The sequence below is a fragment of the Pseudalkalibacillus sp. NRS-1564 genome (genome assembly GCF_050467905.1).
Classification (GTDB): domain Bacteria; phylum Bacillota; class Bacilli; order Bacillales; family Guptibacillaceae; genus Guptibacillus; species Guptibacillus hwajinpoensis_B.
On sequence record NZ_JBITPM010000007.1, the window covers coordinates 1 to 24,744 of the forward strand.

The following is a 24,744-nucleotide window of genomic DNA, read 5'->3' on the forward strand; positions in this document are numbered from 1 at the left end:
AAGATCGATTTGTTTCTTTCAATGTCGTTTTCAGCGACCAAACCATCATACCATGATGACTTGAACAGTGTCAACAACTTTTTTCAAGAGATGGTGGGCCTGAGTGGACTCGAACCACCGACCTCACGCTTATCAGGCGTGCGCTCTAACCAGCTGAGCTACAGGCCCATCTTTAATGGAGCGGGTGATGGGGATCGAACCCACGACATCAGCTTGGAAGGCTGAGGTTTTACCACTAAACTACACCCGCGATATTGATGGTCGGGAAGACAGGATTTGAACCTGCGACCCCTTGGTCCCAAACCAAGTGCTCTACCAAGCTGAGCTACTTCCCGACATTTTATTAAGTAAATAAATATGGTGCGCCCGAGAGAAGTCGAATCCCTAACCTTCTGATCCGTAGTCAGACGCTCTATCCAATTGAGCTACGGGCGCATATTATATTTGGTGCGGTTGAGAGGACTCGAACCTCCACGGGGTTTCCCCCACTAGCCCCTCAAGCTAGCGCGTCTGCCATTCCGCCACAACCGCACATCGTTACTTGATGAAAACTTAGCATTTTAAAAGAATTGGTGCGGGTGAAGGGACTTGAACCCCCACGTCGTAAGACACTAGATCCTAAGTCTAGCGCGTCTGCCAATTCCGCCACACCCGCAAAAAGTGGTGAGCCATGAAGGACTCGAACCTTCGACCCTCTGATTAAAAGTCAGATGCTCTACCAACTGAGCTAATGGCTCAACATGGCTGGGCTAGCTGGATTCGAACCAGCGCATGACGGAATCAAAATCCGTTGCCTTACCGCTTGGCTATAGCCCAACAATTTATATAATCAGATTCATTTTAGAAAATAATGGCGGTCTCGACGGGAATCGAACCCGCGATCTCCTGCGTGACAGGCAGGCATGTTAACCGCTACACCACGAGACCTCTATAACTGATTACATATCATGTTGTTGAAACATTTTATTTTTAAAATTTGTTGGTGACCCGTACGGGATTCGAACCCGTGTTACCGCCGTGAAAGGGCGGTGTCTTAACCGCTTGACCAACGGGCCATAAAAATGGCGGAGAAGGAGGGATTTGAACCCTCGCGCCGCTCACGCGACCTACACCCTTAGCAGGGGCGCCCCTTCAGCCACTTGGGTACTTCTCCGTTTGGCTCCACAGGTAGGATTCGAACCTACGACCGATCGGTTAACAGCCGATAGCTCTACCACTGAGCTACTGTGGAATAGTGTTTAATTTGTTGTCTCCGTTATCGGCGACATTTAATATAATAACTCATCCGGCAATCAAAGTCAACAGCTTTTTTGAAATTTCTTAAAGCGTTATGTATTCGATCTGGACTTGCTCTCCGAAGAGACTTTATTAATTTACCACATACAATCTAGGTCGTCAATGATAACTTTCAATAAACTTGTTTTAACTTTCCTCTACACTTTCCGCACACATATCGTAAGGTGTCCATCCTTCTCTTCCTTCTATACTTAGCATGGCATTGTTGACACTCGTAAAGGTACTTATATGATTCTACTCTTCTTTGCCCAGGTACTACCTGGCAGTAGCGTGATCCCCCCACTTTTTGAAGAAGTTGTTTGAAATCCTGGTCCTGATGTTTATAACCTTTCTTCTGAATGTGTAGGTGATAATGACATAGTTCATGCTTTATAATCCCTTCAAGTTCTGTTACACCAAATTGATCATAGTGCTTTTTATTGAATTCAAGATTATGTGACCTTAACAAATAACGTCCGCCAGTAGTTCTTAAACGAGCATTAAATGTAGCTTGATGAAGAAAAGGCATACCAAAATACCTCTCGGATATTGCTTCTACTAAACGCTGCAGTTCTTTCTCAGTCAACTCATTCATCCTTTCACTTTCCGAACATATACAAGCCGCTTTTCATAAACTAATTTACATCATCATTCACGCAGTGTCATCCATTAAAGGAGGAGATGGAGTTGCCTGTATGGTTTAAGAAACAACTGAAACAAGCTTACCTTGAGAAAAATCGCCGACAAATCAAGCTTCTTAATCAATGTTGGTTTTTTTACAGAAGAAAACACCGCCCCTAAGGGCAGTGCTTATGATGGCTTTAGCATAGTAAGAGCGATTCTTTCCCTTTTCAAATCAACTTCATCAACCCATACAGTAACAACTTGCCCTACATGGACAACTTCCATAGGGTTTTTCACAAAGCGAGTCGTTAATTTCGAGATATGAACAAGCCCATCTTGTTTAACCCCTATATCAATAAAAGCACCAAAGTCTACTACGTTTCGTACTGTTCCTTCTAACTCCATACCCTGTTCAAGATCTTCCATTTTCAAAACATCTGTTTTTAAAATAGGCTGTGAGAGTTCATCTCAGGGGTCACGCCCCGGCTTCTGCAGAGATGCCACAATATCTTGTAACGTGGGTTCCCCTATATTTAAAGCCTCTGCAGTTTCCTTCATCGGAATTGCAGACAAAGATTGCACTAGTTTTTCAGTCCCAATATCCTGCGGCTTACAATCAATGCGTTCTAAAAGTGCTTTTGTTACCTGATAACTTTCAGGGTGGATCTCTGTTTGATCAAGAGGTTGCTTCCCTCCCATTATTCGAAGAAATCCAATACACTGCTCATATGTTTTAGCACCAAGCCTTGGCACTTTCTTTAACTGCACCCTACTTGTAAACTTTCCTTCTTCATCTCGTTTTTTAACGATATTCATCGCAACTGCTCGAGAAAGACCAGCTACATATTGAAGGAGAGAGACAGAAGCTGTATTCACATTAACGCCAACCTGGTTAACAGCGGTTTCCACGACAAAGGTTAATTGATCATTCAGCTTTTTCTGAGACACATCGTGCTGATATTGTCCCACTCCTACTGATTTAGGATCAATTTTAACTAGCTCAGCAAGTGGGTCTTGAACTCTACGCGCAATGGAAACCGCCGAACGTTCCTCCACCTGTAGATCAGGAAACTCTTCTCTTGCAAGGTCTGATGCAGAGTAAACACTCGCTCCTGCTTCATTAACAATTAAATAGACCACTTTTACTTCCACTTCTTTTATCACATCTGCAATAAACTGTTCGGTTTCACGTGATGCCGTCCCGTTCCCTATAGCAACCATCTCAATATCGTAGTCTTTTATCATTTGTATCACTATAGCTTTCGCTTTCTCGACTTCTGAGCGTGGCGGTGTTGGATAGATAACAGACACATTAAGCATTTTACCGGTATCATCAACAACAGCTAGTTTACACCCTGTTCGAAAGGCAGGATCTACCCCAAGTACTCTCTTTCCTTTTAAAGGGGGTTGTAGCAAAAGATGTTTTAGGTTTTCTGAGAAAATATGAATGGCTTGGTCCTCAGCTCGCTCAGTTAATTCTTTACGTATTTCTCTTTCTACAGAAGGTTGAATAAGACGTTTGTAACTGTCAATAATGGCTTCCTCTAATAGAGTGACGCAACTTTGCTGCTGATTTTTTATTATTTTCCTATTTAAATAATCATGGATTGAATCAGTAGGTGGGGTGACTGATGTACGTAAAACTTTTTCCTTCTCACCTCTATTAATCGCCAGAACCCGATGTGGAACGATTTTTGAAATACGTTCCTGGTAGGAATAGTACATTTCAAATATCTTTTTAGGATCTTCTTCTTCAGATTTCACAGCGGTTTGAAGAATACCATGTTGAAATGTTTTTGCACGAATCCACTTACGTGCGTCCGCATCATCTGATATCCATTCAGCAATAATATCCTGCGCTCCTTGGATGGCATCTTCCACTGTAGGAACTTCGTTTTCTTCTGATATGTATTCTACAGCCGCTTCGGAGGCTTCTCCAGTTCCATCATTTAGAATCCAAAGAGCAAGAGGCTCCAATCCCTTCTCTTTTGCAATTGTAGCCTTCGTTCGTTTCTTTTGTTTATAAGGTCGATATAGATCTTCTACTTCTTGAAGCTTAGTAGCCTTCTCTAGTTGCTTCTTTAATTCATCTGTTAGTTTGTCTTGCTCCCGTATGAGACGAATAACCTCTTCTTTTCGATTGGCGAGGTTTTGAAGATAAAGCCAAGCTTCCTGAATATCCCTCAATTGAACTTCATCAAGCCCACCTGTTAACTCCTTACGGTAACGCGCAATAAACGGAACCGTGTTACCATCATTTAAAAGTGTAATTACTTCTCGTACACTTCGTTCAGCAAGCTGCAATTTCTGCGCTACCTTATGAAAATGTTCCGCTTGCTTTTGATCTGCTGTCATTTCCAAAATAATTCCTCCTCGGGACTCATTCGATAATACTATTAGTTTACCGGATAAGTTGATTAGTTAAAAGCGCGCAAGCATAATCACTAAAACACTTCAGACGGTTTCTACTATTAGTAGTAGAAACTTAAACCAAAATAAAAAAGCTCTCCCTGATTTATCTGGAAGAACTTTTTATACCGTTTTCCCTACAAGGAGAGTAATGTCATCATTTGTAGATGGAAGCGCGTCTGTTAAATGCTGAAAGGATTCCTTTACTGAATCAAATCGAGCAATCATTGAGTAGTTTTTAGAACTAATTTGAACACCGTCAGAATAAGTAACGAAAGAGGACCCTGAAGGATAATCAATTGATTGCACCTTCACCTTCTGAAGCTTTCCTGAGAGATACCCTGAATAAGAGATAGGACGAATAATCTTACCATCCGGTTGGTAAATAATTAAATTAATATTTCCTATACCACTATATTCGAGCTGTCTTGTCTTAAGATCAAGTTTAAAAATAGAAAGCACGCACCCGCGTTTCCCTCTCATCTCTTCATTTGCACGTTTCATCAAAGTTTCTACATCTTCATCCTGATATTCTTTTACTACATTGATAGCGGCTAGGGAAGAATCTTTAGCCATATCTCCACTGCCAAGCCCATCCGCTACAGCGCAAATGAAATAATCAGAATTTTCAGCTACATAATAGCTATCCCCGCACATCTGATTACCTGCCTTTGGTTTCTGATAGGCTGCGACAGTAAGCTTTTTAAAATCATGATGATGAATCATGATTAAAAAGCCTCCGTTGGTTCAATGCGAATAGCCTGTCTTAATTTTTCGAGAGCTCTTCTCTGCAAGCGGGAAACATGCATTTGTGAAATACCAAGCTTCTCTCCAGTTTCTTTCTGGCTCATATTTTCAAAATACGTACAATTCAAGATTTCTTGTTCTCGCTCAGTGAGTACTGCAAAAGCCTTTTTAAGAAGCATTTGCTGATCCACAAGATCAAACCCTTGCTCTTGATCACCAACTAGATCAAGTAGAGTAACTGTACTTCCTTCCTGATCTGCTTCAATTGAACTATCAACCGAAAGAGCTTGATAACTTTTGCCCATTTCCATCGTCTCAAGCACTTCTTCCTCAGACACGTTCAAGTACTCTGCAAGTTCATCCACCTTTGGAGAACGCTGAAGTTCATTGGTTAATTCTTCAACCGCTTTTTTAATACGGGGTCCAAGCTCTTTTATTCTTCTCGGCACATGAACACTCCATGTTTTGTCCCGAATAAACCGTTTGATTTCACCGACAATCGTTGGAACTGCAAACGATTCAAAGCTTCTACCAAATTCAGGGTCGTAACGACGAAGAGCTGCAAGCAACCCAATCATCCCAACCTGTGAAAGGTCGTCATGAATGCTTTTCCCCTTCGAGAACTTACGAGCGAGTGACTGCACAAGATCCTGATACCTCTCAACAAGCTTTAGTTGAACAACTTCATCAGTCGGATCGTTTTGATATTGCTCAATCCACTCATATACCTCATTGTTGTTATTATTGCGGGGATGATGAGATTGTGTCGGCATCTACTTCCACCCCATCTCTGTGGAGGAACTTTGTCATCATGACTACTACTCCGTCCTCTCCACTGATTTCCACTTTGTCCATCAGTGATTCAATCAGAAAGAGCCCTAATCCTCCCTCACTGAGTTGTTCTACAGACTTGTCACTATCAACTGGTCCAAGCTTTTCGGAAACTTTTGTATAGTCAAAACTTTGACCGCGATCGAGCACCATCATCTCAAGTCGGTCTTCATAAATACCGAATCCAATTGTGATTTGACCCTTTTCATCTTCTTTATAGGCATGGTTCACTGCATTTGTACAAGCTTCTGAAAGAGCAATTTTGATATCCTCAATCTCATCATAAGAATACCCCATGCGATTCGCAATTCCTGAAACCGTTAATCTCGTAACGCCAACAAATTCTGCTTGTGCAGGGATTTTCATTTCAACAAAATCTGAAATATTGATCACTTCGATCCCCCCTTTACGTCTTCGATATCGATCACTTCGTCTAATCCAGTGATTTCAAAAAGACGCTGTACGCGTGAAGTCATTCCAGTCAACTTAATAGAGCTACCGTGCTCTTTAGATGACTTCAGTGCACCTACGAAAACACCAAGACCAGTACTGTCCATATAGTTTACGTCACCAAGATGAACAAGTGTCTCATGTCCTTCTTTTCCAGTTAACGGAAGCAAAGCTTCACGGAGCTGAGGTGCTGTATAAGCATCTATTTCACCAGCTATATGTAAATGATGTGTATTTTCATGGTCTTCTTGTTTGATTTGCAAATTCATAACATTACCCCCTGTAGGTTGCTTCTAATTATTAGTTAAATCCATTAATTCCTTATTCCACTTTTAGAAAGAAGTTAAACCTCACGACGCAAAATAACAAGGGTGAAATCATCTCTGAGTTCAAACTCCTGTAAGCGCTCAAGCTCTCGATAAACCTCATCCACAATTTCTTGAGCAGAGAGGTGGATGTATTTACGAATTAACGCAACAATTTCATCACGTTCAATAAAACCATTAGTGGAGCGGCATTCAGTTACACCATCTGAAAGCATGATAACCATATCATTTCCATTAAGGACACGTTGGTATTCTTGATATGACGTTTTCTTTGAAACCCCTAGGACAAGTCCCTTTGTAAATAGCTCCTCGAACTCATCTTTTTCTGCGTCGTAAAAAAAGCCCGGTTCATGACCGGCACCAGCGTAATAAAATGAATGTACCCTAGGATCATATAATCCGTAAAACATCGTAATGAACATATTAGGGTCAACATTTTGTTCCACTACTCGATTTAGATTTTCAAGAACCGCACCCGGCTGCATTCGCTGCTCTGGTGCGCTATCCATTGTGTATTTAATCATACTCATGCATAAAGCAGCTGGAATACCTTTGCCTATAACATCAGCGATCGCTACACTAACACAATTGTTCTCATCTTGAACAAAATGATAGTAATCCCCGCTCATTTTCTGGGCGGGTTTACTAATAGCACCAATATCAAGATCCTGAACTTCTGGCTTATCACCCGCAAGCAAGGTTTGCTGCATGTTGGCCGCGATCTCAATTTCGGATTCTAATTGTTGCTGACGACTACGAAGACTCTGATGCTCTCTGTATGCAAATCCATACCCAATCATCATCTCAAGTAGAAAATCATATGAATTTTTAAGCGGCTCAGGTATATCCGGGAACAGTTCCTCAAGAACGCTCACATGGAGACTGACAGCTTCTTCAGGAGATATCTTTTGTTCGATCATCTTTCGACTAAACTGCTGTCCCTTATATAAGGTTTGCTCAGACTGCTCCTCTAAATAATTCTCTAATATTGCTTTGTATTTTTGATATTGAAGATCTCGGTCGTCCATTATTGTCTATCCTCCTTAACGGAGCCATTTAATAGAAGTGATAACAGTTCCTTCATTTTCTTTCGAATCGATCGTAAACTCATCCATTAATCGTTTGACCCCAGGAAGACCAGCTCCAAGACCACCAGAGGTTGTAAAACCATCTTCCATTACTTTTCTAATATCTTTAATTCCCGGGCCAGAGTCAGATGCTTCGATTTTAAGTCCTAACTTCCCCCCGTTTTCTACCCGTTCAATGGCTACTTCGCCACTTCCGGCATAGAGGTATATGTTACGAGCGAGTTCAGAAATAGCCGTCGTAATACGAGCTTGATCAACAGTACCGAAGCCTAGCTCTTTTGCTATATTCCTACCAGACTGTCTCGCTTTCACAATATCCCATTCATTTCGTACTTCCACACAGGATTGGATATTCATAACTTATCCCCCCAATTCCTGTTGTAATTTCTCTAACCCCTGTTCTAAATCTAATGCAGTCGGGACATTTTTCATCATGATTCCTAAATCAATTAACGTAATAGCAACGGCAGGTTGAATTCCTGTCAGTACTACTTTTGCCCCCATTAAATTCGACATGCGCACTACATCACCTAAAACTTTGGCAATAAATGAATCAATCATATCGACAGAAGTTAAATCAATTACAACGCCCTTTGCTCCTGTTTCATGAATCTTTTCGAGCAAATCCTCCTGAAATTGAAGTGCTGTTTTGTCATCGAGGTCTATTTGTATGGTAATTAGTAAATACTCATTTAATTTTAATATAGGAATTCGCATTGTCTTCCCCCCTTACTCAATCTCAATCATCTGACGTTTTGTCATTTCTAATGCAGTTTTCATGCCTTTAAATAACGTACTTTTCGTTGGGAATTGTCCAAGGTCAATTCCTAGGTTAACGATTGTTTGAGCAATTTCTGGTCTAATCCCTACAAGAATGCACTGAGCGCCAACAAGTCTCACTGCTTCTGCTGCTTGTATAATATGATGAGCGACCATCGTATCAACAACTGGAACCCCAGTGATTTCAATAAGAACAACTTGAGACCTGTGTTTAATAACACCAGTTAACAAGTTTTCCATTATAAGTTTCGCCCGCTCAGTATCAATTGTGCCTATAAGTGGCATGACGCTAATATTCTCAAATACCGGGATGAGAGGTGCTGATAATTCTTGAAGAGCAACTTTTTGAATAGATACAGTGTTCTCCCAATTTTTTGCGCTCTCATTAATTAATTGATTAACAATTGGATCGATCCAACGATCGATTTCATCGTACATGCTAAACACTCTATCATTAGATTGATTCGCATCAAGAAGAACACCTAGAATAATTCGACGGAAGTTTTGTAATCCCTGAGTGACATAACTCAGTCTCCACCCAATCTTCATCAAACGCTCTGCAAACTCCGTCATTCGATCTGTTGGTTTATGAACGTTTTGTTCAATATGCGTGTAAATAATTTCGAACAACTCTTTGTTTGTTTCTATATAAGCATTATCTGTTATTGATTGAAGCCGATGTTCATCACGTACTCTCTCCATCTCATCCATCCATCTGGTGTAAATACGTTCTCGGCTTTCGTTCAATAATTGTATAACTAACTTGTCCATCGTGCTCCTCCCTACGATCTTTCTTCATTCATTTATCTTCTCATTGCAAGAAATCACTCGCAATTATTATGCCTTACTAGTCTTAGCGCATCACACCATTTTCATCTTAACACACTTTTCGACATAACTAGAAAATTCCCTGCTATGAGCTACACGAAATGTGGTGAATAAAAGGGGGAGCAGACCAAGAGTTGCAAGGAACCACTCTACCTAAAGACATTTATATGATACAAAAAAACTGCTCATAGGAGCAGCTTCGTTTGGGTATTATACGTTTTCAAAAATCAATGAGTCCAAGGCTGATCTGCAAAGCTTCTTGCACTCTTTGCATCATACCCTCATCAAGGTGAGTGATTTTATCAGTTAGACGCTGTTTATCAATGGTACGAATTTGTTCTAGCAGGATAACCGAATCACGTTCAAACCCGTAACGCTTGGCATCAATTTCCACATGTGTGGGCAGCTTAGCTTTTTGGATTTGCGCAGTAATTGCGGCAACAATGACAGTAGGACTAAAACGATTCCCAATGTCGTTCTGAATAATTAAGACGGGTCTTACCCCACCTTGTTCAGAACCTACAACAGGAGAAAGGTCAGCAAAATACACATCACCTCGTTTGACAATCAAGCCACTACACCCCGCTTACTAAGCGGTCCACGGTGTGCTCTGCTTCCTCCTCAACAAGAAAGGCTTCTGCTGCAAGGTTCAAGTTAATCTTAGCCATCTCCATGTACCCCTGGCGCATGGCGTCACGAATTTGTCGCTTCTTTCGTTCGCGAATATACATTGTCGTGGCCTGTGATATGAACTCGTTACGATCAAGCTGTTCCTGTTGAATAATACCATCCACCTCATTTAAAATATGTTGTGGGAGAGTTACAACAATCGATTTTTTGTTTGCCTCTGACACAAACATACACCTCCGAAGCACTGCTACTCATATTGTATTCCACCATTAATCTTACCATTGCAAACGACGCATTGCAAAACAACTTTCCACAAGACTATTTCATCATATTCTTCCAAAATCCTTCTTTTATTTTACTATTTTTTTAAAATTGTATTCATTACGCCTTTTTTTTCTCCGTTTTCACGAAAAAGTCTCGGAACGCGCGGTCCTATCATACAAGGAATTTCATAGTTAATCGTCTCAAGTCGTTCAGCAATGTCATCTATTGTAATTTCCTCTGAACCTTGTACTCCAATTAGCGTCACATGAGTTCCTATTTCAACTTCAGAAGAAAGACGAACCATGAGTTGATCCATACAGATACGGCCCACAATAGGTGCACGCTCGCCATTTATGAGAACATAAGCATTACTTAGTTTACGTATCCATCCATCAGCATATCCAATAGGAACTGTTCCAATCCATTCCCCTTCAGCTGTGTGATACGTAGACCCGTAGCTAATCGGCTCTCCTGTGCTCATTTGCTTCACGTTAACTAGCTGACTATGAAGACTAAATGCAGGTTTAAGCTCAAAAGGTTGAATGGACTTCATCTCTTGAGAAGGAATCAATCCATACATTGAAATACCGATACGAATTAAATTTCCAATTCGATCAGGGTAGCGAATCGCTCCTGCACTATTTCCAAGATGAACCCATTTAGGCTCAATACCTTCTCTTCGAAAATAATCTTTCATTTTTTTAAAAGTTGCTATTTGAGATTCAATGAAAGCATTATCCGGTTCATCTGCTGTCGCGAAATGAGTGTAGATCCCCTCAACGATAAAAGAAGTGTGCTTTCTTAAACTTTCTATAATCATGGTTGCTTCTGTTTCCTTTTTTATCCCAAGACGCCCCATCCCAGTGTCAACTTTCAAATGGATATTAAGTGGTAATTCCCCTAGTACTCTCGCAGCTTGTTCGATCCAATCTTTTTGGAAAGCAGTAAGGGTAATGTCATGTTCTGCTGCCATTTTCACATACTCAGGAGGCACCCATCCCAATACAAGAATGGGAGCATCAATTCCTTCTTCACGAAGTGCAAGTGCCTCATCAAGAATAGCCACCGCAAGGTATTTAGCCCCAGCGCTTAAAGCCTTCTTAGCTGTCGCAACAGCTCCATGTCCATACCCATTTGCTTTCACAACAGCCATGATGGAAACATCTTTCGGCACATATTGCTTATATGATTTTACATTCTGTTCAATGGCATCCAGATTAACCTCAGCCCAAGTTTCACGATAAAACGCCTGATTGTCCATTCCAACTTCCTCCTAAAACAAATCACTCTGCCCTCTATTTTAGGAGATTTCAAGAAAAGCGCAAGTGTCTCGTTTAGTTCCGACAAGCGCTGGAAGCTTTTTTCCTGAACACGCCCTTTGTGTTCTGGGGAAAAGCTGAAGCGACTCGAGGACCTAGACACTGGAGCTAGACAATAAAAGCGCAAGTGTCTCGTTAATTCCGACAAGCGCTGGAAGCTATTAAATATGGTTTACAATAGCTATTTCTAAAAAAGGTTCAGCCATGTAATCATAGCTGAACCTCTTTGAAGTGTTATTTAATTTCCGTCATACCATACACTGACCTTGCCACAGACGCCATCTCTTCTTGAGTTAAATCATTTGAAGCCAGGAAGAAATCAACACCATTATGGTTCCAGGTAACTGTCGTATCTGTCATGACACCCATTGTAAAGCCTAAGTCCACCGGTTGACCCTCACCTACCGAGACAGGAGCACTTGTTTCGAGCACCGCCTCACTTTTCTCTTCTATTAACGTAAAGGACTTTTCACCAGTGAAGCTTAACATAACTTTGTTTGTGGCTACTTCTTTCTCATCTGTAAGACCTGTGCCTTGTGGTTCATACATTGGATACACAACTTCAAACGGTTCATTTGTTGTAGCAATGACAGGTATTTCTAACTGAGCAGCTGTCATATTTCGTTCCATATCAAATGCACCCTTATCGAATGAAGCGTTGAATTTCATATTAGAGAATTCAATATCAACAAGAGGTTTCTGATCTTGATTCATAATGGTTACTTTCTCTGGCGCAAGGTCTTTCTTATTTAATTGGATAGACTGTTTTGATAAGTTCTTGTTCTGGTAGTTTGTTTTCGTTGTAAACACATAATCATTTTCTTTTGCTTCAAATTCTGCTCCAGAATCATTTAGTATATCTAGAACAAGCGTGTTATAGAGATAGGCCTGGCTACCATTCTCCGGCCAATCACTCTGGAATCTAAAACTTTTATTAAGAGCAGGAGTCAGAACAAATACCCCTTCATCGTTACGCAAGATAATTTGACTCTGTTCTTTTGAAGCGTTTTTTAACTCAACACGATAAAAAGAGGGCTTTTGGTACCAGATCTCTACATCATAACGCTGTGGTTCTTCACCTGTTTCAAGCGTCATTTTGGCATTTACTTTATAGCTCTCCATCTCATTCAACTTTTTGTCTAAAGCATCTACAACATCCTGCTGACTTTTCTGTCCGCATCCCGATAGTGCCACAAGCATCAGTACTCCGATAAGAAAAACGACTCCGAACTTTTTCACTCTATCCAACTCCTTTGCCTCATTTAAAACGACAAAGGAGGTTCCTGTCATGTGAAAAACCTATCCGTGATGTTGGTTAAGAAATGAATGCAGAACGGTTGGAATCGTAGCAATAACATCAGTCGCCAGTACGTCAAGAGTAGTGTGAGTCGTTTGAACAAGGGTATCTGCTGCTTGCCCATGTAGAAATACCGCATTGCTTATCCCTTCTTGGATGGACGAACTGTGCATAACGAAAGCAAGTACCATACCAGTCAGGACGTCACCGGTTCCTCCCTTAGCAAGCGCTGAATTACCTGTTGTGTTAACGAACTGACTTCCATCTGGGGAAGTTACAATCGTATTCGGGCCTTTCAATACAAGGTAAACACCGAATTCTTTAGCAAATGAACGAGAGATCTCGAATCGCTTACGCTGAATTTCCTCGATTGGCAAGTCAGTTAACCTTGCCATCTCTCCAGGATGGGGCGTTAGCACAGTCGGTGTTTCCCTTGCCTTCAGACATCCTTTCAATTCTGCCAGGTGGTACAAAGCATCTGCGTCCAGAATGAGGGGGGAAGTTGTTGATAACGCTGCTTCAACGACTGATTTACACCCCGGTTTTCTCCCAAGACCTGGACCAACAGCAATTCCATCGAAAGAAGAAAGGTCCTCCGGCACTTCTCCAGAGAAAAATCCTTCGCGAGATGACCACCCCTGGAAAATTGTTTCAACGACTGTTCCAGCCACCACAGAAAGAATTTCATCAGGTACTGAAGCCTGAATTAACCCCGCTCCGCTCCTATAGGCAGCTTTCGCTGTCATAACAGGCGCTCCAACCATTCCCTTTGATCCTCCAATCACCAGCCCTTTTCCATGGCTTCCTTTATGAGAGGACGCCGATCGATCAGAAAGCGTGCGATGTACATCTGACTTTTGCCAGAGTTCTCTATTGAATACAGATGAAAAAGCAGCCTGTGGTAGACCAATATCAACTACCTCTAAATCTCCATAAAAATCGGCATCTGGATAAAGGAAGGCTCCTAATTTTGGACACTGAATCGTATAAGTTTTATTCGCACGAACCGGAACGCCTTCGCCCACGTATCCTCCATTCGCATGTAGACCGCTCGGAAGATCAACAGATAAAACCGTTGCAGAAGACCGATTCAATTGCCTAATCACCTCATCGTATGGAGCACGAATTGCCCCTGATAAGCCAAGTCCTAGAAGACAATCGATAACTACAGAATAGTTTTGAATGTCCCGAGCGAATGCAACTCCGTCTTCATACGATCTGTAAGAATACGAGAGGCTACGATAAATATCGAAGTGAGTTCTAGCGTCTCCCCTGATCTTTGAATATGGTGGAATCAACCAGATATCTACATCATATCCATGCTCTTTTAAATATCTTCCCAGAACAAAACCGTCGCCTCCGTTATTCCCTGTGCCAATTAATACAGCCACACGCTTTTCTTTTGGAATTCTGCTCTTCATCGCCTCAAATAGAGCTTTCCCCGCATTTTCCATCAACATCACACCGCTAATCCCGATTTCCTCCATGGCAAAACGGTCTGCTTCATACATTTCTTCTCCGGATACGATTCTCACAACAGGTCCCTCCTGACCGTGGTAAATTATATGAGGCAAGTCTCCACCTTATGCAGACTAGCTTGACGAGCACTCAATAATTACTTGTGCAATAGCATGCTGCTTCGTATGTGAAATGGATATATGTATCTTCTCATCTTGATCGGCTGATTCAATATACGGCGCACCTTCTGGCAATTTCCGCACACAAATGTCTTGCCAGCTAAGTCTACCAATCCCAGTACCCCTCGCTTTTGCATACGCTTCTTTAGCTGCAAAACGTCCCGCCAAAAATTCCACACTTCTATGCCCACTTATTTGCTGATATTCTCTACGTTCACGTTCAGTTAGGATACGCCCAGCAAATGCAGCATTCCTCTGAACAACCTGTTTGATACGATCAATCTCAATCATATCTATTCCGATTCCTCTAATCATCTCTATACTCCTTCGTACTAATTCGTCACAAGCCTGCATAGTGTTTTCAATAGTGATTATACCTCTAGCTATGCTAAACTAATAAGAAAACGAGTGAGCTTAATTTACCAGCCACTCCTACAACATTCCATTGAACTGAATTCATAATAAATTCTCTGAAAAAGGTGGTCGAATTATGTTTGTGCGAAATGAAGATTTTCGCTCATTTATCCGTTATTATCCTATCATTTCCATACTTATTGGTATACATATCCTCCTCTTTGTTCTCGTAAACCTTTTTGGTTTGTATTCGATCTTAAGACTTGGGGTGGGCTACAATCGAGCGATTGAAATTGGTGAATATTGGAGACTCATTACGCCGATCTTCCTACATGGTGGATTTGCCCACGTTTTATTCAATTCCTTTTCACTCTATCTTTTTGGTCCGGCTTTAGAACAGATGTTAGGGAAAGCCAAGTTCTTGGTTGGCTACTTCGGGGCTGGAATTATCGCCAATATTGCCACCTTCTATTTGCAAGATAGTAATTTCAGTCACGTGGGTGCTTCTGGTGCAATCTTTGGGCTTTTTGGGATATATTTTTATATGGCTTTCTATCGCAAAGAATTAATTGATCAAGCAAATTCACAATTGATTTTAATGATTCTTGGAATAGGACTCGTAATGACATTTGTAAGTCCTAATATCAACATTCTTGGTCATCTCTTTGGGTTTATAGGCGGGGCAGCTCTGGCACCTATTCTTTTGATTGGAGCTAAGCCATTTATCAATCGCGGCATTATTCGCGTCAGACGAACGGCAGACAGTGGAGAAATACGGTTTAAACCAAATCGTTGGCAACGGAGGAAAATCCGTACAGGGTCTGGTCGCGGCGGAAAAATTCTATGGGGAATTTTCATTTTCCTCGTCGTAATTGGTTTTATAGCAAGATTTGTTTAACGAAGTTCACACAAAAAAACCAGTGATTTTAATAATATGTACCCTGTGTAAAGGACAGTTTAAAAAAGACTAGGCAACATTAAGAAGATGATTCCTGTATTGAACAGGGGTCATCTTTTTTAAGTTCCACTGACATCTATCCAGGTTGTAATACATCATATAACTCTTAACTTCACGTTTTAATTCGATTAGTGTTTGACAAGGTTTTATTGAGGCTTCGTCTTTAAAGTGACCAAAGAAAGATTCCTGTGGGGCATTATCCCAACAGTTTCCTCTTCTAGACATAGACTGATCTAAACCGTATTTCTTTAGCTGTTTTTGGTAGGTAGGGTGAGTATAGTGAAAGCCTTGATCAGAATGAATAAAGGCATTCGCATCTAGTTTTGCTTTACGGTTGTTTTTAAGTTTTACTAACGTATCTGTCGCTAGATCGAGCGTAATTCGGTCAGACACATGATAAGCTAGGATCTCATTCGTAGAGCCGTCCTTTATGGTAGATAGATACGCTTTCTTCTTATTTCCATAAAACAAATAGGTAATGTCAGTTAGAAGTACTTTCCCTGGGATGCCTTGTTTGAAGTTTCGCTCAAGTTTGTTTGGTACAACGCTGTGCTCTTTCGTTGCTTTCGCCATACGACGATAGGGATTCGCTCTTCTGATCGGACATACGATTCCGTATTTTTTCATGATTCTGCGTATGCGTTTTAAGTTATAGGTTATTTGATACTGGTTAGCTAGCGTCATCTTGATTTGACGTGCCCCTTTTTTTCGCTTTTTAAAGGCATAGGCTTTTAGGATCCAGTCTTTTAAAACTTGGTCTCGCGCCTCGTTTTCTGTTCGACGCTTTCGAGCACCTTCAGTGAAATAACGATAATAACCAGATCGTGAGACACCCACTACGGAACATAAGTATCGGACCATATTTTTAAGTTGATACTCATGGATGATATGGCGGATTAATTCAAACTTGAGAGAAGCAGCTAATTTTATCTCTTTTTTCCCATCCCCTTTTCCATCATTTCGAGCTTTTTTAGGAGATCATTCTCTGCTTTTAATAGGTTATTTTGAGCTTCTAAACGTTTGTATTTTTCCTCTAAAGACAGTTCCTTATCTTTGGATCTTCCGGAGCTTTCTTTACGAGTGTCAGTAAGTCCATTAATCCCTTTGTTTTTATAACCCTGTCTCCACCTTCTCGCGGCAGAATGTACTCTTTCGTGTCCGAGAGTATCGACATCAAATCCATTTTCTTTAAAAATCTGACTCGGTAGTTTTCCTTTTTCATACTCCGTAATGAATATTCGCTTAAATTCATCACTGTATGTGATTCCTTTTTCACTAACTGATTTCACAAATTTATTAGAGGCAAGTGTTTTGACATCTTCCTCTGAGAATACTTTCTTACTCATTAATAATCATTTCCCATCGTAGAATTTGTCCTCATTATACATAAAAGTACCCTATAGGGCAGACTTTTTTTAAGTGTCTACTCTATAGGGTACATATTATAACTAATCACTGGTTTTTTTACATGAAAGACTGTTTTAAATAATAATCTACAGCATCTTTTAAGCTTCCCGTAACCTCAAAGTTTTGATTTAATTCAAAATCATACTTCATTAATTGAAGCACATGATTCGGTTTTAACCCACATAAAACCACGGAAACGCCAGTAACTTCGAGCATTGAGCAAAACGATAACAGCGGAAGAACACCGCTATTTTCAATTTCTCCAATACCACTAAAGTCCAGAATCACACGTTCATACTTTCCATTGTTCAAAATTTGCAAAAGATTTAATTCGTTAACAAGAAAGAGCTCCTTTTCAAGTTCACCAAACAAAGGAATAATCCCTATATTATTAGATATTGGTAAGAAGGGGCTTGATAGCTGCTTTATTTTCAATAAAGCAGCTTCAAGCTCCTCCTTTTTATCTAATAAATCAAAGTTTGTATCTGCTAGTCTCTCCTGTTGCTTCTGTAGCATAGTGGACAACTTCTCAATACGATCATTCTGTCTGATACAAACTATCTGCCCGGTCCCGCTTGACCATTTTGCAAAAACCTGAAAAAGAGAATAGGGCGACTGAACCGTATTCATGACCAATTCTAACTCAACTTCATCTTGAGAGGGGCTCAACATACGTACCGCTTTATCTCTGCTATCAAGATCAACTAGATCTAAGAAAGACGAATGAAATGAGAAAGCTTTCACAGCATTTTCGGACTGTGAAAGGATCGTCAATTTCTCATCAATTAAAAAAGCTGGAAGAGGATGATCATTTATATCATAAATCATACTGTACACTATCCTTCCAACTTTCAAGCCATTCACGTACCTGATACAAATCAGCTACTAGCGTAGTTTGTTCAGAGCAGTAGCTAGACAAATCATATTGTGATGCAAGCCTACCTCCTACTATTATCTCAGGTGAATGTGGCAAATCTTCAAGTTCGGTTACATATCGATTTAAGCGTTCCGCATGGTAACGAATAGACACTGAAATCCCTACTACTGATGCTTCCCACTTCTTAACTTGATCTAAAGTATACTCAAGAGGTAAATTTGCTCCAAAAAGCTTTGTTTGAAATCCGTATTCCTCAAAGAGCAATGAAATCATTTTCACTCCCAAGTAGTGCTGCTCTTGTTCAATACAAAGAAAAAGAGCCTTTGGTCCTTCTGAATTCCGATTCGCCATCTTTCTAAAATGCGCATATCGTGATAGAACATAATCACAAGTTGTTGTAGCTAAATGCTCGTCCGCTACAGATATTTTATTTTCCTCCCATAGTATTCCAATACGATGCATCGCTTTTGTAAGAACTTCGAAGGTTAAATAACTGTTTTCCAGCAACTCAGAATGCTCCATTATTCTTCCCCATGCTTGATTTTGATCACCTTCAAGAAAGTCATCTGTTAACATTTCAATATTGATCGCCATGTTCACACCCCTTTCTATAAGATGAATGATCCCTCTAAAAGTATTGCTATTTCATATGACCTGACATTCTGCAAGAAGAAGTTCACTCTTTATTATCCTTACTTTTATTTGAACGATAGGAATACCAATTTAACAGTTCTTCTGCATGAGAATGACCGATGTCTTTCACTCTAAACTGTTTTCCAGCAAGACTTGATAAAATCGATACCTTAAATGTAGCTAATTTTCGACGCTTTTGGAAGAAATTCGTCTCAATTTCCAGCGATTGAACCTTCTTACGAGAAACATAGGCACGTGTTCTCCCAATTTGCCTAAATTGTAACAGCGCCACGTCATTTTTCACACCAGAAGCAGCATCTCGATAATGAAGATAACCAATCAGAGCAAAGATCGGTAGCAACAATATCGACATAGCGCCATATGGAACAAAGTAACTAATGACACCTATTGGTAATAGAACGGGGATACAGAATCGAAAAAAATACCTTCTCCTAGCACGAACAGGCAAGGAGACATATTCTTCATGGATCGCTAATTCAGGTAGAATTTCTGCAAGCAACTCGGTAACTTTCTGACGCTTTATAAGCGGAAATAAAATCGTTGAAAACTGTTCATCTTTTCCACCGCCACCACCGCTCTCCACATAAAGCACAGAAAAGCCGAACGGTTGACGAAGAACCCCCTCTACAATGCGTATGGCCTGAATACGATGCACAGGAATCGTTAACTGTCTCTTCTCTAATATCCCTCTATTAATGATTAAATCATTCTCCATTCGAGTGAGAATGAACCCTCCGTACTTCAAAACAGTCCCCAAAACAGAGAAGATCCAGGAGACTAATAATAAAAAGGCAACAGCAAGTAATACAAATGGAAGGGTAGCCTCCATCACTCGCTCTGTCATACTCTCATAAAATGCATCAGGAAGAAGATCATCCACTTGGGAAGCAAAGGCTGCAACGAACGAGATCACTACGCCAATACCGCCCGACGTGGATGCCGCTATAAGTAACTCTTGCCATGAAAGCTTATATTCGAATGTCTTTGGATTTTTAAGTTCTTCCACTTCTTCATCTAATTTTGGTTTTCTTTTATCATAAAGTTCACTTCTTAATAGCTCTGCATCTTCACGTCTTAGAGCGGACATAACCACTTCAGGTTCGCCACCACCACCAGCGGTTTCAATTTGAACTTTCACAAGACTGAACAAACGTTGAATAAGACCTTCAGAAAAATCAATGGATTGAATTCTTTCACGTGGAATGAATCTTTTCTTTCGAAATATAAAGCCTTGATGAATTCGAAGCTCATTGTTTTCGACTTGATATGTATAAAAAAACCAACCAAGAACACCATTTCCGATCGTAAACAATAAGAGTGCCCCTATTGCTATAACGTGCCACCATTCATAGCCGCTTCCGCCCCCAACAAAAACAAAGAAAATAAGAGGGAGCGCCGCTTCTCTTGCGTATCTTAAAAGGGATAATAACATAGCCACTGGATGAAGACGTTTCTTATTAGACATCTTCTTCCGCCACCCTTGCAAGCACGGAGATACGGTCTCTTAGCTCATCTGCTATGTCATTTGATAGAGCTGGAATCTCGTGAGTCGTTGCTGCAGTAGAAATAGTCACAGATGATAGACGATAAGCTCTTAAAAGTGGGCCCTGTCTTGTATCAACGTGTTGAACTCGAACCATTGGAATCAACGTTCGCTTCACTACAATAACGCCATATTTAAGCTCAATTTCATGTTCTGTTACTTCATACCGCCATTTTGACCATCGTAATCTCGGTAAAATCCAGGTTTGTAATAGGAAAAAGAGCAAAGCAAGTATGCAGCTTATCACCAATGTCCATAAAGGAATTGGTACTATCATTAAATGAATAACAAACAGGCCACATAGGAGAGCAATGGCTAGTAAAGAAGCCAGTCCACCAGTAATTTGCCAAACTTTCAATCCTTGTGGATCAATTTGTTTTGAAGGTTCCAGTCGCATTCTTTTCCCCCTTTCTACCTCGTATCTTCTATTTTCTTTAAATTAGTATATCATGTTTATTAAGGTCCTCTATCACTAGTTCTAACTGTATTCTTTGTTCCTTCTTCATTCACCTTTTCATTTCATCAAAATCTCACAAAACAAAAAACTTGAGCGACATTCAGCTCAAGTTTTTTCTAAAATCAAAACTATATTAGTCCATAATGTTGATTTTTCGATTCTGGCTCATTTCGAGCGAAAAGTCCTTATAAAGGATAAAGGCCCAATAAATTAATAACGTTTATGAGCATGACAGAATTAAAAATGCTTTGATACATAAGGTCGTTCGGATTCTCTCATACTAATGATTTCTTTTTGTTCATGATCCCAAATCGATAGTATTTTTGAGTCAGCGTTGTAGAAAGTTAGATGTTGATCTGAACATTGAACAAGCTCACTACTTGGGATAGGGAATTTTTCTTGATGTCCTGTTTTGGAGCATATATAAACGAGCTGATCACTTTTCCCTGTTCGCCCATTGATGCCATGAACAATTAAGCTCCCGTTCCAGGAGTGAATCGTTCTTGGAGAAAAGTCGAGCTTAAAGGAATTTTTTATCTGATAAGAATCATTTAGAAGAAGAATCTGATCTTGATAAGAAGCTGAGATCGATAGTGCAGCAATATATATGCCTTCCTCTGCGATCATCATATTAACTGGAGAATATCCAGCTTCTAGCGGGATCACTTTTTTTCCTTTGTCACCGAATGTTGTTAAAAGAGCTTCATTTCCTTCAACATGGTAAGAAGAAACAATTAGCTGATTTCCTTTTCTTTTTAAATCACAGAAAATGCCATTCACATGCCACTGGTGTGTGATCCGCGGGTCTTCCTTTGCGAACTCATAAATCCATCCATTCCATTCTTCCCCTTCACAAGCAATGCAAACTGACTCAGGGTATTCATAGAAACTTGGCTTCCCGTTTACTTGAAATGTTCTCAATTGAGCAAGGTGGTGAACAAAGACATAAACCTCGACATGGTTAGATGAAAGTTGCTTGGTAAACCAATAATTCTGGTTTGAATCCCTTACAACATTAGAAAAGCCTTCTTCACTTGCGATTGGTAGCTTGGGTACATTGACCCGCTCAGATGTTTTAGTATTGTGATGGGCATTTTCACCGGATTTAAGTGCTTTGTTCCCTTGCTCTAACGGCATTCTAAACTCTCCCTTCATAATCAGCTGCCTTCTTCCGTTTAGGCAAGTAGGAAAAAGGATAGATATTTATAACCGATCCTTGCTGTTAGTACTAGTTTAACAAACAATTCGTCAAGGGGGTATTGGGAAATAACAATAACTTTCGTCGGATTAATTAAGCGAATTGTTTCCTGCTTTCCCAAGTATTGTGGAATGGACTAGGACTTTAATCCCTATTCAAGCTACTTAACCGGGACATGCTCTCTTTACTACTAGTGAATAAACAGTAGTAGTATGACGACTTTTACCTTGACACCCTTTCTCTTCTGCATAACAATGATTACGAATCCACTAATTTCAGGAAGGATGAGATTCACTTGGCACGCAACCATGATGAGTATATTCGCAATTTATTTGGAAATGAAGACACAGCACTTCAATCAGTCAATGAAAGCATTCGTAGAAATGGTATGCCCGCAATCTCAATTAAACCTGAAGTAGGACGCTTCCTAGCTCTACTCGTAAGTATTGCAAAACCTCGAAACGTAATGGAAATCGGTGCACTTGGCGGTTATAGTGGCATCATGCTCGCAGGTGCTCTTGAGAAAGAAGGCTCCCTCACATCCCTGGAGTTAGAAGAAACCTACGCCAATGTTGCTAAAGACAACCTCACTAGAGCTGGACTTGGCGATAAAGTGAAGTATGTCATAGGACCCGCTCTTCAAAATATGGAATCTCTCCATAATGCCGGCCAGCAATACGATTTCTTCTTTATTGATGCTGATAAAGTGAACTATCCTAACTATTTTACTATGGCACTAAAATTAGCAACTCCCGGAGCAGTCATCGTAGCTGATAATACCCTTCAAGGTGATAAAGTTTTCGATGAAGATATTCATAGTGAGAATGTGGAAGCTATTCGAACATTTAATAAACAAATAGCAACTGATGATAGAGTTGAGTCCATTCTATTGCCTTTGTGCGATGGCTTAACGATTTGTAGAGTAAAACCTTAACTAGAAGAAATATACAAAAAAGAAGGGAGAGCATTGCTCTCCCTTCTTTTTTGTTAGCTGAAAGGCGAAGAAACCGCCTAACATCGCCCTCTTATTTAGAATGCTACGATTGTTCTTCCACGTACTTTGCCATTTAGAATAGAACTCAACACATCAGGTAGTTCATCAAGTGTCACTTCATTTTGAATCGCTTCAAGGTGCTCAGACGGTTTATACTCGTCAGCGGCTTTCTTCCAAATTTCCTTCCGTTTTTCCATTGGACAATAGACAGAGTCAATTCCAAGTAAATTAACTCCTCTTAAAATAAACGGAAAAACAGTTGTAGGAACTTTAGCGCCTGCAGTAAGACCACTTACGGCAACAGCGCCACCGTACATTGTATTACTTAAAACAGCAGCAAGCGTTTCTCCTCCAACGGGATCGACTGCGCCTGCCCACTTCTGCTTGCCAATTGGCTTAAATCCTTCAGGGGCTACTTCTTCTCGACCGATTGTATGTGTCGCACCAAGTTGCTTCAGGTAATCGTATTCTGATTCTTTCCCTGTACTTGCTGCCACTTCATACCCTTTTTTAGCTAGAATAGCAACAGCCATACTTCCTACGCCACCCGTTGCACCTGTCACAAGAACTGGTCCTTTTTCAGGCGTCACACCAGCTTGTTCAAGTTGATACACGGAAAGAGCTGCCGTAAATCCTGCTGTCCCGTATACCATTGCTTCCTTAAAAGACAACCCTTCAGGAAGTGGGACGATCCAATCTGATTTCACCCTTGCATACTCGCTAAACCCACCGTAGTGTGACACGCCTAACTCGTAGCTAGTAACAATGACCCGATCTCCTTCCTTCCAATCTGGATGATCCGATTCCGCAACAACACCTGCAAGATCTATACCAGGGATGTGGGGATACTTCTTAACAATATTTCCCTTTGGATGAGTAGCTAACCCATCTTTATAGTTCACGCTAGAATAATGAACTTTAACTAACACATCTCCTTCAGGAAGATCGTCTTTCGTTAAATTCTTTATCGATACTTCTGTATTCTCATCAACCTTATCAACAACTAAAGCTTTAAATTGATCCATCTAGGATCCCTCCTTCAACTTTCTTTCGGATTCATCTTAACAGAAATTATTCTGACTGGTCAATTAATCTGAATTCTTTAATCACACATATGGTTTGTGTATAATGAGCACTGTAAGGAGAGGAATGAGATGAAACGTAAAGCTGAGTTAAAGCGACAGCAGATTATTAAAGCAGCCTATCAAGCCGTCTCTGATAAAGGCTATGAGGCGGTTACACTTCAAGACATAGCTGATTATGCAGACGTAAGTAAAGGCGTCCCGAATTATTATTTCCAGAACAAAGAGGACGTACTTGCTCATCTGCTCGCTCAAATTACCGATCGCATATACGAAAAAGAGAAGCTGGCTGTTGAAAAAGAAACAACTTCAACTAACATGCTTCTGGCATATTTAAATACAGTGTTTGTAGGTCCTAAAGAAAATGAGAAATTCTACCGTGTATATTTAGATTTTCTTGCGCAGGCAACCAAAAACAAACGGTACAGAGAAATAAATGAACGCTTTTATCAAAATTGTTCATCCATCTCTAAAGTGATTCTCGAGCAAGGGAAGAAAGAGGGCGCCTTTCGTACGATTGATAACGAAGAGGCAGGGAGAACAATTAGGGCCATGATAGACGGTTATATGATTCAATGGATGATGACGGGTGACCATATACAACATAGCGCATATAAAACAGCTTGTTACAGGAGCGTGCTTTCCTATATACAAAACTAACTTTTGCTACTTTTCGACCCGTGCTACTTTTCAATGAAAAGCTCCACATTTCCTA

Annotated in this window: 26 protein-coding genes, 12 tRNA genes and 1 pseudogene; 4 read left to right on the forward strand and 35 right to left on the reverse strand. The window is 40.5% G+C overall.

Annotated elements, in window-relative coordinates:
• Nucleotides 1-91: 91 nt before the first annotated feature.
• From ACIFPW_RS02980 to ACIFPW_RS03040, 13 genes are all read right to left on the reverse strand, one after another.
• A tRNA-Ile gene (locus ACIFPW_RS02980) sits at nucleotides 92-168 on the reverse strand.
• A gap of 8 nt (nucleotides 169-176) precedes the next feature.
• Nucleotides 177-250: transfer RNA gene (locus tag ACIFPW_RS02985), tRNA-Gly, on the reverse strand.
• A gap of 8 nt (nucleotides 251-258) precedes the next feature.
• A tRNA-Pro gene (locus ACIFPW_RS02990) sits at nucleotides 259-335 on the reverse strand.
• A gap of 23 nt (nucleotides 336-358) precedes the next feature.
• Nucleotides 359-435 (reverse strand) — tRNA-Arg (locus ACIFPW_RS02995).
• Nucleotides 436-445: 10 nt separating this feature from the next.
• Nucleotides 446-531: transfer RNA gene (locus ACIFPW_RS03000), tRNA-Leu, on the reverse strand.
• 39 nt (nucleotides 532-570) lie between these two features.
• Nucleotides 571-655, reverse strand: a tRNA-Leu gene (locus ACIFPW_RS03005).
• 6 nt (nucleotides 656-661) lie between these two features.
• Nucleotides 662-737: transfer RNA gene (locus tag ACIFPW_RS03010), tRNA-Lys, on the reverse strand.
• Between the two features lie 4 nt (nucleotides 738-741).
• Nucleotides 742-816: transfer RNA gene (locus tag ACIFPW_RS03015), tRNA-Gln, on the reverse strand.
• Between the two features lie 35 nt (nucleotides 817-851).
• Nucleotides 852-927: transfer RNA gene (locus tag ACIFPW_RS03020), tRNA-Asp, on the reverse strand.
• A gap of 53 nt (nucleotides 928-980) precedes the next feature.
• Nucleotides 981-1,055, reverse strand: a tRNA-Glu gene (locus ACIFPW_RS03025).
• 7 nt (nucleotides 1,056-1,062) lie between these two features.
• Nucleotides 1,063-1,153, reverse strand: a tRNA-Ser gene (locus tag ACIFPW_RS03030).
• Between the two features lie 3 nt (nucleotides 1,154-1,156).
• Nucleotides 1,157-1,231, reverse strand: a tRNA-Asn gene (locus ACIFPW_RS03035).
• Nucleotides 1,232-1,408: 177 nt separating this feature from the next.
• Complete coding sequence (locus ACIFPW_RS03040; RefSeq protein ID WP_430241906.1) at nucleotides 1,409-1,861, reverse strand: SprT family protein; 453 nt, start codon at nucleotides 1,859-1,861, stop codon at nucleotides 1,409-1,411.
• 101 nt (nucleotides 1,862-1,962) lie between these two features.
• On the opposite strand from ACIFPW_RS03040, the gene cmpA reads away from it, so the two are divergent.
• Nucleotides 1,963-2,076 carry a cortex morphogenetic protein CmpA gene (cmpA, locus tag ACIFPW_RS03045; protein WP_194222491.1) on the forward strand — a complete coding sequence of 38 codons (114 nt, stop codon included), beginning with the start codon at nucleotides 1,963-1,965 and terminating at the stop codon, nucleotides 2,074-2,076.
• Between the two features lie 9 nt (nucleotides 2,077-2,085).
• On the opposite strand, the pseudogene ACIFPW_RS03050 reads toward cmpA, so the two are convergent.
• From ACIFPW_RS03050 to acpS, 15 genes and pseudogenes are all read right to left on the reverse strand, one after another.
• A pseudogene (locus tag ACIFPW_RS03050) lies at nucleotides 2,086-4,254 on the reverse strand (Tex family protein).
• Between the two features lie 177 nt (nucleotides 4,255-4,431).
• The gene (locus tag ACIFPW_RS03055; protein WP_430241910.1) at nucleotides 4,432-5,034 is read right to left on the reverse strand and encodes a PP2C family serine/threonine-protein phosphatase; all 603 of its coding nucleotides are present in this window, start codon (nucleotides 5,032-5,034) and stop codon (nucleotides 4,432-4,434) included.
• A 2-nt stretch (nucleotides 5,035-5,036) separates the two neighbouring features.
• Nucleotides 5,037-5,828 (reverse strand): RNA polymerase sigma factor SigB, encoded by a 792-nt coding sequence (gene sigB, locus ACIFPW_RS03060; RefSeq protein WP_194222493.1) that lies wholly within the window; start codon nucleotides 5,826-5,828, stop codon nucleotides 5,037-5,039.
• A complete protein-coding gene (rsbW, locus tag ACIFPW_RS03065) occupies nucleotides 5,797-6,252 on the reverse strand; it encodes an anti-sigma B factor RsbW (protein WP_048313049.1) in 456 nt (151 codons plus the stop codon). The genes sigB and rsbW overlap by 32 nt, the downstream gene beginning before the upstream one ends.
• Nucleotides 6,253-6,275: 23 nt before the next feature.
• Entirely contained in the window at nucleotides 6,276-6,605 is a 330-nt protein-coding gene (locus ACIFPW_RS03070) for an STAS domain-containing protein (protein WP_048312987.1), read from the reverse strand.
• A 74-nt stretch (nucleotides 6,606-6,679) separates the two neighbouring features.
• Nucleotides 6,680-7,690: a PP2C family protein-serine/threonine phosphatase gene (locus ACIFPW_RS03075; RefSeq protein ID WP_303535794.1), complete on the reverse strand. Its 1,011-nt coding sequence runs from the start codon at nucleotides 7,688-7,690 to the stop codon at nucleotides 6,680-6,682.
• 15 nt (nucleotides 7,691-7,705) lie between these two features.
• Nucleotides 7,706-8,107, reverse strand: coding sequence for an anti-sigma regulatory factor (locus ACIFPW_RS03080; RefSeq protein WP_194222496.1), 402 nt, complete (start codon nucleotides 8,105-8,107; stop codon nucleotides 7,706-7,708).
• Nucleotides 8,108-8,110: 3 nt separating this feature from the next.
• Complete coding sequence (locus ACIFPW_RS03085) at nucleotides 8,111-8,467, reverse strand: STAS domain-containing protein (RefSeq protein ID WP_194222497.1); 357 nt, start codon at nucleotides 8,465-8,467, stop codon at nucleotides 8,111-8,113.
• Between the two features lie 12 nt (nucleotides 8,468-8,479).
• Entirely contained in the window at nucleotides 8,480-9,301 is an 822-nt protein-coding gene (locus ACIFPW_RS03090; protein WP_430241915.1) for an STAS domain-containing protein, read from the reverse strand.
• 277 nt (nucleotides 9,302-9,578) lie between these two features.
• Complete coding sequence (gene ndoA, locus ACIFPW_RS03095) at nucleotides 9,579-9,929, reverse strand: type II toxin-antitoxin system endoribonuclease NdoA (protein ID WP_048312992.1); 351 nt, start codon at nucleotides 9,927-9,929, stop codon at nucleotides 9,579-9,581.
• A 4-nt stretch (nucleotides 9,930-9,933) separates the two neighbouring features.
• Nucleotides 9,934-10,218 carry a CopG family ribbon-helix-helix protein gene (locus tag ACIFPW_RS03100; protein WP_048312993.1) on the reverse strand — a complete coding sequence of 95 codons (285 nt, stop codon included), beginning with the start codon at nucleotides 10,216-10,218 and terminating at the stop codon, nucleotides 9,934-9,936.
• 128 nt (nucleotides 10,219-10,346) lie between these two features.
• Nucleotides 10,347-11,513 (reverse strand): alanine racemase, encoded by a 1,167-nt coding sequence (alr, locus tag ACIFPW_RS03105; protein WP_430241918.1) that lies wholly within the window; start codon nucleotides 11,511-11,513, stop codon nucleotides 10,347-10,349.
• A 292-nt stretch (nucleotides 11,514-11,805) separates the two neighbouring features.
• Nucleotides 11,806-12,810, reverse strand: coding sequence for a LolA family protein (locus tag ACIFPW_RS03110; RefSeq protein ID WP_430241920.1), 1,005 nt, complete (start codon nucleotides 12,808-12,810; stop codon nucleotides 11,806-11,808).
• 60 nt (nucleotides 12,811-12,870) lie between these two features.
• Nucleotides 12,871-14,403: an NAD(P)H-hydrate dehydratase gene (locus tag ACIFPW_RS03115; protein WP_430241922.1), complete on the reverse strand. Its 1,533-nt coding sequence runs from the start codon at nucleotides 14,401-14,403 to the stop codon at nucleotides 12,871-12,873.
• 57 nt (nucleotides 14,404-14,460) lie between these two features.
• A complete protein-coding gene (gene acpS, locus ACIFPW_RS03120; RefSeq protein ID WP_430241924.1) occupies nucleotides 14,461-14,820 on the reverse strand; it encodes a holo-ACP synthase in 360 nt (119 codons plus the stop codon).
• A 175-nt stretch (nucleotides 14,821-14,995) separates the two neighbouring features.
• On the opposite strand from acpS, the gene ACIFPW_RS03125 reads away from it, so the two are divergent.
• A complete protein-coding gene (locus ACIFPW_RS03125) occupies nucleotides 14,996-15,757 on the forward strand; it encodes a rhomboid family intramembrane serine protease (RefSeq protein WP_430241926.1) in 762 nt (253 codons plus the stop codon).
• A gap of 69 nt (nucleotides 15,758-15,826) precedes the next feature.
• Here the strand turns inward: ACIFPW_RS03125 and ACIFPW_RS03130 are convergent.
• From ACIFPW_RS03130 to ACIFPW_RS03155, 6 genes are all read right to left on the reverse strand, one after another.
• Nucleotides 15,827-17,163, reverse strand: a protein-coding gene (locus ACIFPW_RS03130; RefSeq protein WP_430241928.1) for an IS3 family transposase whose coding sequence is annotated in 2 segments (ribosomal slippage) — nucleotides 15,827-16,779 and nucleotides 16,779-17,163 — 1,338 coding nt in all. Because the reading frame shifts where the segments join, the coding sequence is not laid out codon by codon here.
• 118 nt (nucleotides 17,164-17,281) lie between these two features.
• Complete coding sequence (locus ACIFPW_RS03135; RefSeq protein WP_430241930.1) at nucleotides 17,282-18,052, reverse strand: STAS domain-containing protein; 771 nt, start codon at nucleotides 18,050-18,052, stop codon at nucleotides 17,282-17,284.
• The gene (locus ACIFPW_RS03140; RefSeq protein WP_430241932.1) at nucleotides 18,042-18,695 is read right to left on the reverse strand and encodes a cobalamin B12-binding domain-containing protein; all 654 of its coding nucleotides are present in this window, start codon (nucleotides 18,693-18,695) and stop codon (nucleotides 18,042-18,044) included. Before ACIFPW_RS03140 ends, ACIFPW_RS03135 begins: the two co-directional genes overlap by 11 nt.
• Nucleotides 18,696-18,777: 82 nt before the next feature.
• A complete protein-coding gene (locus ACIFPW_RS03145) occupies nucleotides 18,778-20,220 on the reverse strand; it encodes a PH domain-containing protein (protein WP_430241934.1) in 1,443 nt (480 codons plus the stop codon).
• Entirely contained in the window at nucleotides 20,213-20,695 is a 483-nt protein-coding gene (locus tag ACIFPW_RS03150; protein WP_430241936.1) for a PH domain-containing protein, read from the reverse strand. Before ACIFPW_RS03150 ends, ACIFPW_RS03145 begins: the two co-directional genes overlap by 8 nt.
• 297 nt (nucleotides 20,696-20,992) lie before the next feature.
• Nucleotides 20,993-21,892, reverse strand: a complete 900-nt coding sequence (locus ACIFPW_RS03155; protein ID WP_430241938.1) for a hypothetical protein — start codon at nucleotides 21,890-21,892, stop codon at nucleotides 20,993-20,995.
• Nucleotides 21,893-22,248: 356 nt separating this feature from the next.
• Between ACIFPW_RS03155 and ACIFPW_RS03160 the strand changes: the two genes are divergently transcribed.
• A complete protein-coding gene (locus ACIFPW_RS03160) occupies nucleotides 22,249-22,887 on the forward strand; it encodes an O-methyltransferase (protein WP_430241940.1) in 639 nt (212 codons plus the stop codon).
• 95 nt (nucleotides 22,888-22,982) lie between these two features.
• Here ACIFPW_RS03160 and ACIFPW_RS03165 read toward each other — a convergent pair whose 3' ends face one another.
• Nucleotides 22,983-23,972: an NADPH:quinone oxidoreductase family protein gene (locus ACIFPW_RS03165; protein ID WP_430241942.1), complete on the reverse strand. Its 990-nt coding sequence runs from the start codon at nucleotides 23,970-23,972 to the stop codon at nucleotides 22,983-22,985.
• Between the two features lie 129 nt (nucleotides 23,973-24,101).
• On the opposite strand from ACIFPW_RS03165, the gene ACIFPW_RS03170 reads away from it, so the two are divergent.
• Nucleotides 24,102-24,689, forward strand: a complete 588-nt coding sequence (locus ACIFPW_RS03170) for a TetR/AcrR family transcriptional regulator (protein ID WP_430241944.1) — start codon at nucleotides 24,102-24,104, stop codon at nucleotides 24,687-24,689.
• The last annotated feature ends 55 nt before the right edge of the window (nucleotides 24,690-24,744 follow it).

What these genes read in the sequence shown, in the direction of transcription:
- ACIFPW_RS03150 (WP_430241936.1), bottom strand. Translation starts at nt 20,695, where the DNA reads ATGCGACTGGAACCTTCAAAACAAATTGATCCACAAGGATTGAAAGTT.
- ACIFPW_RS03170 (WP_430241944.1), top strand. Translation starts at nt 24,102, where the DNA reads ATGAAACGTAAAGCTGAGTTAAAGCGACAGCAGATTATTAAAGCAGCC.
- ACIFPW_RS03090 (WP_430241915.1), bottom strand. Translation starts at nt 9,301, where the DNA reads ATGGACAAGTTAGTTATACAATTATTGAACGAAAGCCGAGAACGTATT.
- sigB (WP_194222493.1), bottom strand. Translation starts at nt 5,828, where the DNA reads ATGCCGACACAATCTCATCATCCCCGCAATAATAACAACAATGAGGTA.
- alr (WP_430241918.1), bottom strand. Translation starts at nt 11,513, where the DNA reads ATGGACAATCAGGCGTTTTATCGTGAAACTTGGGCTGAGGTTAATCTG.
- ACIFPW_RS03075 (WP_303535794.1), bottom strand. Translation starts at nt 7,690, where the DNA reads ATGGACGACCGAGATCTTCAATATCAAAAATACAAAGCAATATTAGAG.
- ACIFPW_RS03155 (WP_430241938.1), bottom strand. Translation starts at nt 21,892, where the DNA reads ATGCCGTTAGAGCAAGGGAACAAAGCACTTAAATCCGGTGAAAATGCC.
- acpS (WP_430241924.1), bottom strand. Translation starts at nt 14,820, where the DNA reads ATGATTAGAGGAATCGGAATAGATATGATTGAGATTGATCGTATCAAA.
- ACIFPW_RS03135 (WP_430241930.1), bottom strand. Translation starts at nt 18,052, where the DNA reads ATGATTTATGATATAAATGATCATCCTCTTCCAGCTTTTTTAATTGAT.
- ACIFPW_RS03080 (WP_194222496.1), bottom strand. Translation starts at nt 8,107, where the DNA reads ATGAATATCCAATCCTGTGTGGAAGTACGAAATGAATGGGATATTGTG.
- rsbW (WP_048313049.1), bottom strand. Translation starts at nt 6,252, where the DNA reads ATGAAAATCCCTGCACAAGCAGAATTTGTTGGCGTTACGAGATTAACG.
- ACIFPW_RS03070 (WP_048312987.1), bottom strand. Translation starts at nt 6,605, where the DNA reads ATGAATTTGCAAATCAAACAAGAAGACCATGAAAATACACATCATTTA.
- ACIFPW_RS03055 (WP_430241910.1), bottom strand. Translation starts at nt 5,034, where the DNA reads ATGATTCATCATCATGATTTTAAAAAGCTTACTGTCGCAGCCTATCAG.
- ACIFPW_RS03100 (WP_048312993.1), bottom strand. Translation starts at nt 10,218, where the DNA reads ATGTTTGTGTCAGAGGCAAACAAAAAATCGATTGTTGTAACTCTCCCA.
- ACIFPW_RS03165 (WP_430241942.1), bottom strand. Translation starts at nt 23,972, where the DNA reads ATGGATCAATTTAAAGCTTTAGTTGTTGATAAGGTTGATGAGAATACA.
- ACIFPW_RS03140 (WP_430241932.1), bottom strand. Translation starts at nt 18,695, where the DNA reads ATGGCGATCAATATTGAAATGTTAACAGATGACTTTCTTGAAGGTGAT.
- ACIFPW_RS03125 (WP_430241926.1), top strand. Translation starts at nt 14,996, where the DNA reads ATGTTTGTGCGAAATGAAGATTTTCGCTCATTTATCCGTTATTATCCT.
- ACIFPW_RS03085 (WP_194222497.1), bottom strand. Translation starts at nt 8,467, where the DNA reads ATGCGAATTCCTATATTAAAATTAAATGAGTATTTACTAATTACCATA.
- ACIFPW_RS03145 (WP_430241934.1), bottom strand. Translation starts at nt 20,220, where the DNA reads ATGTCTAATAAGAAACGTCTTCATCCAGTGGCTATGTTATTATCCCTT.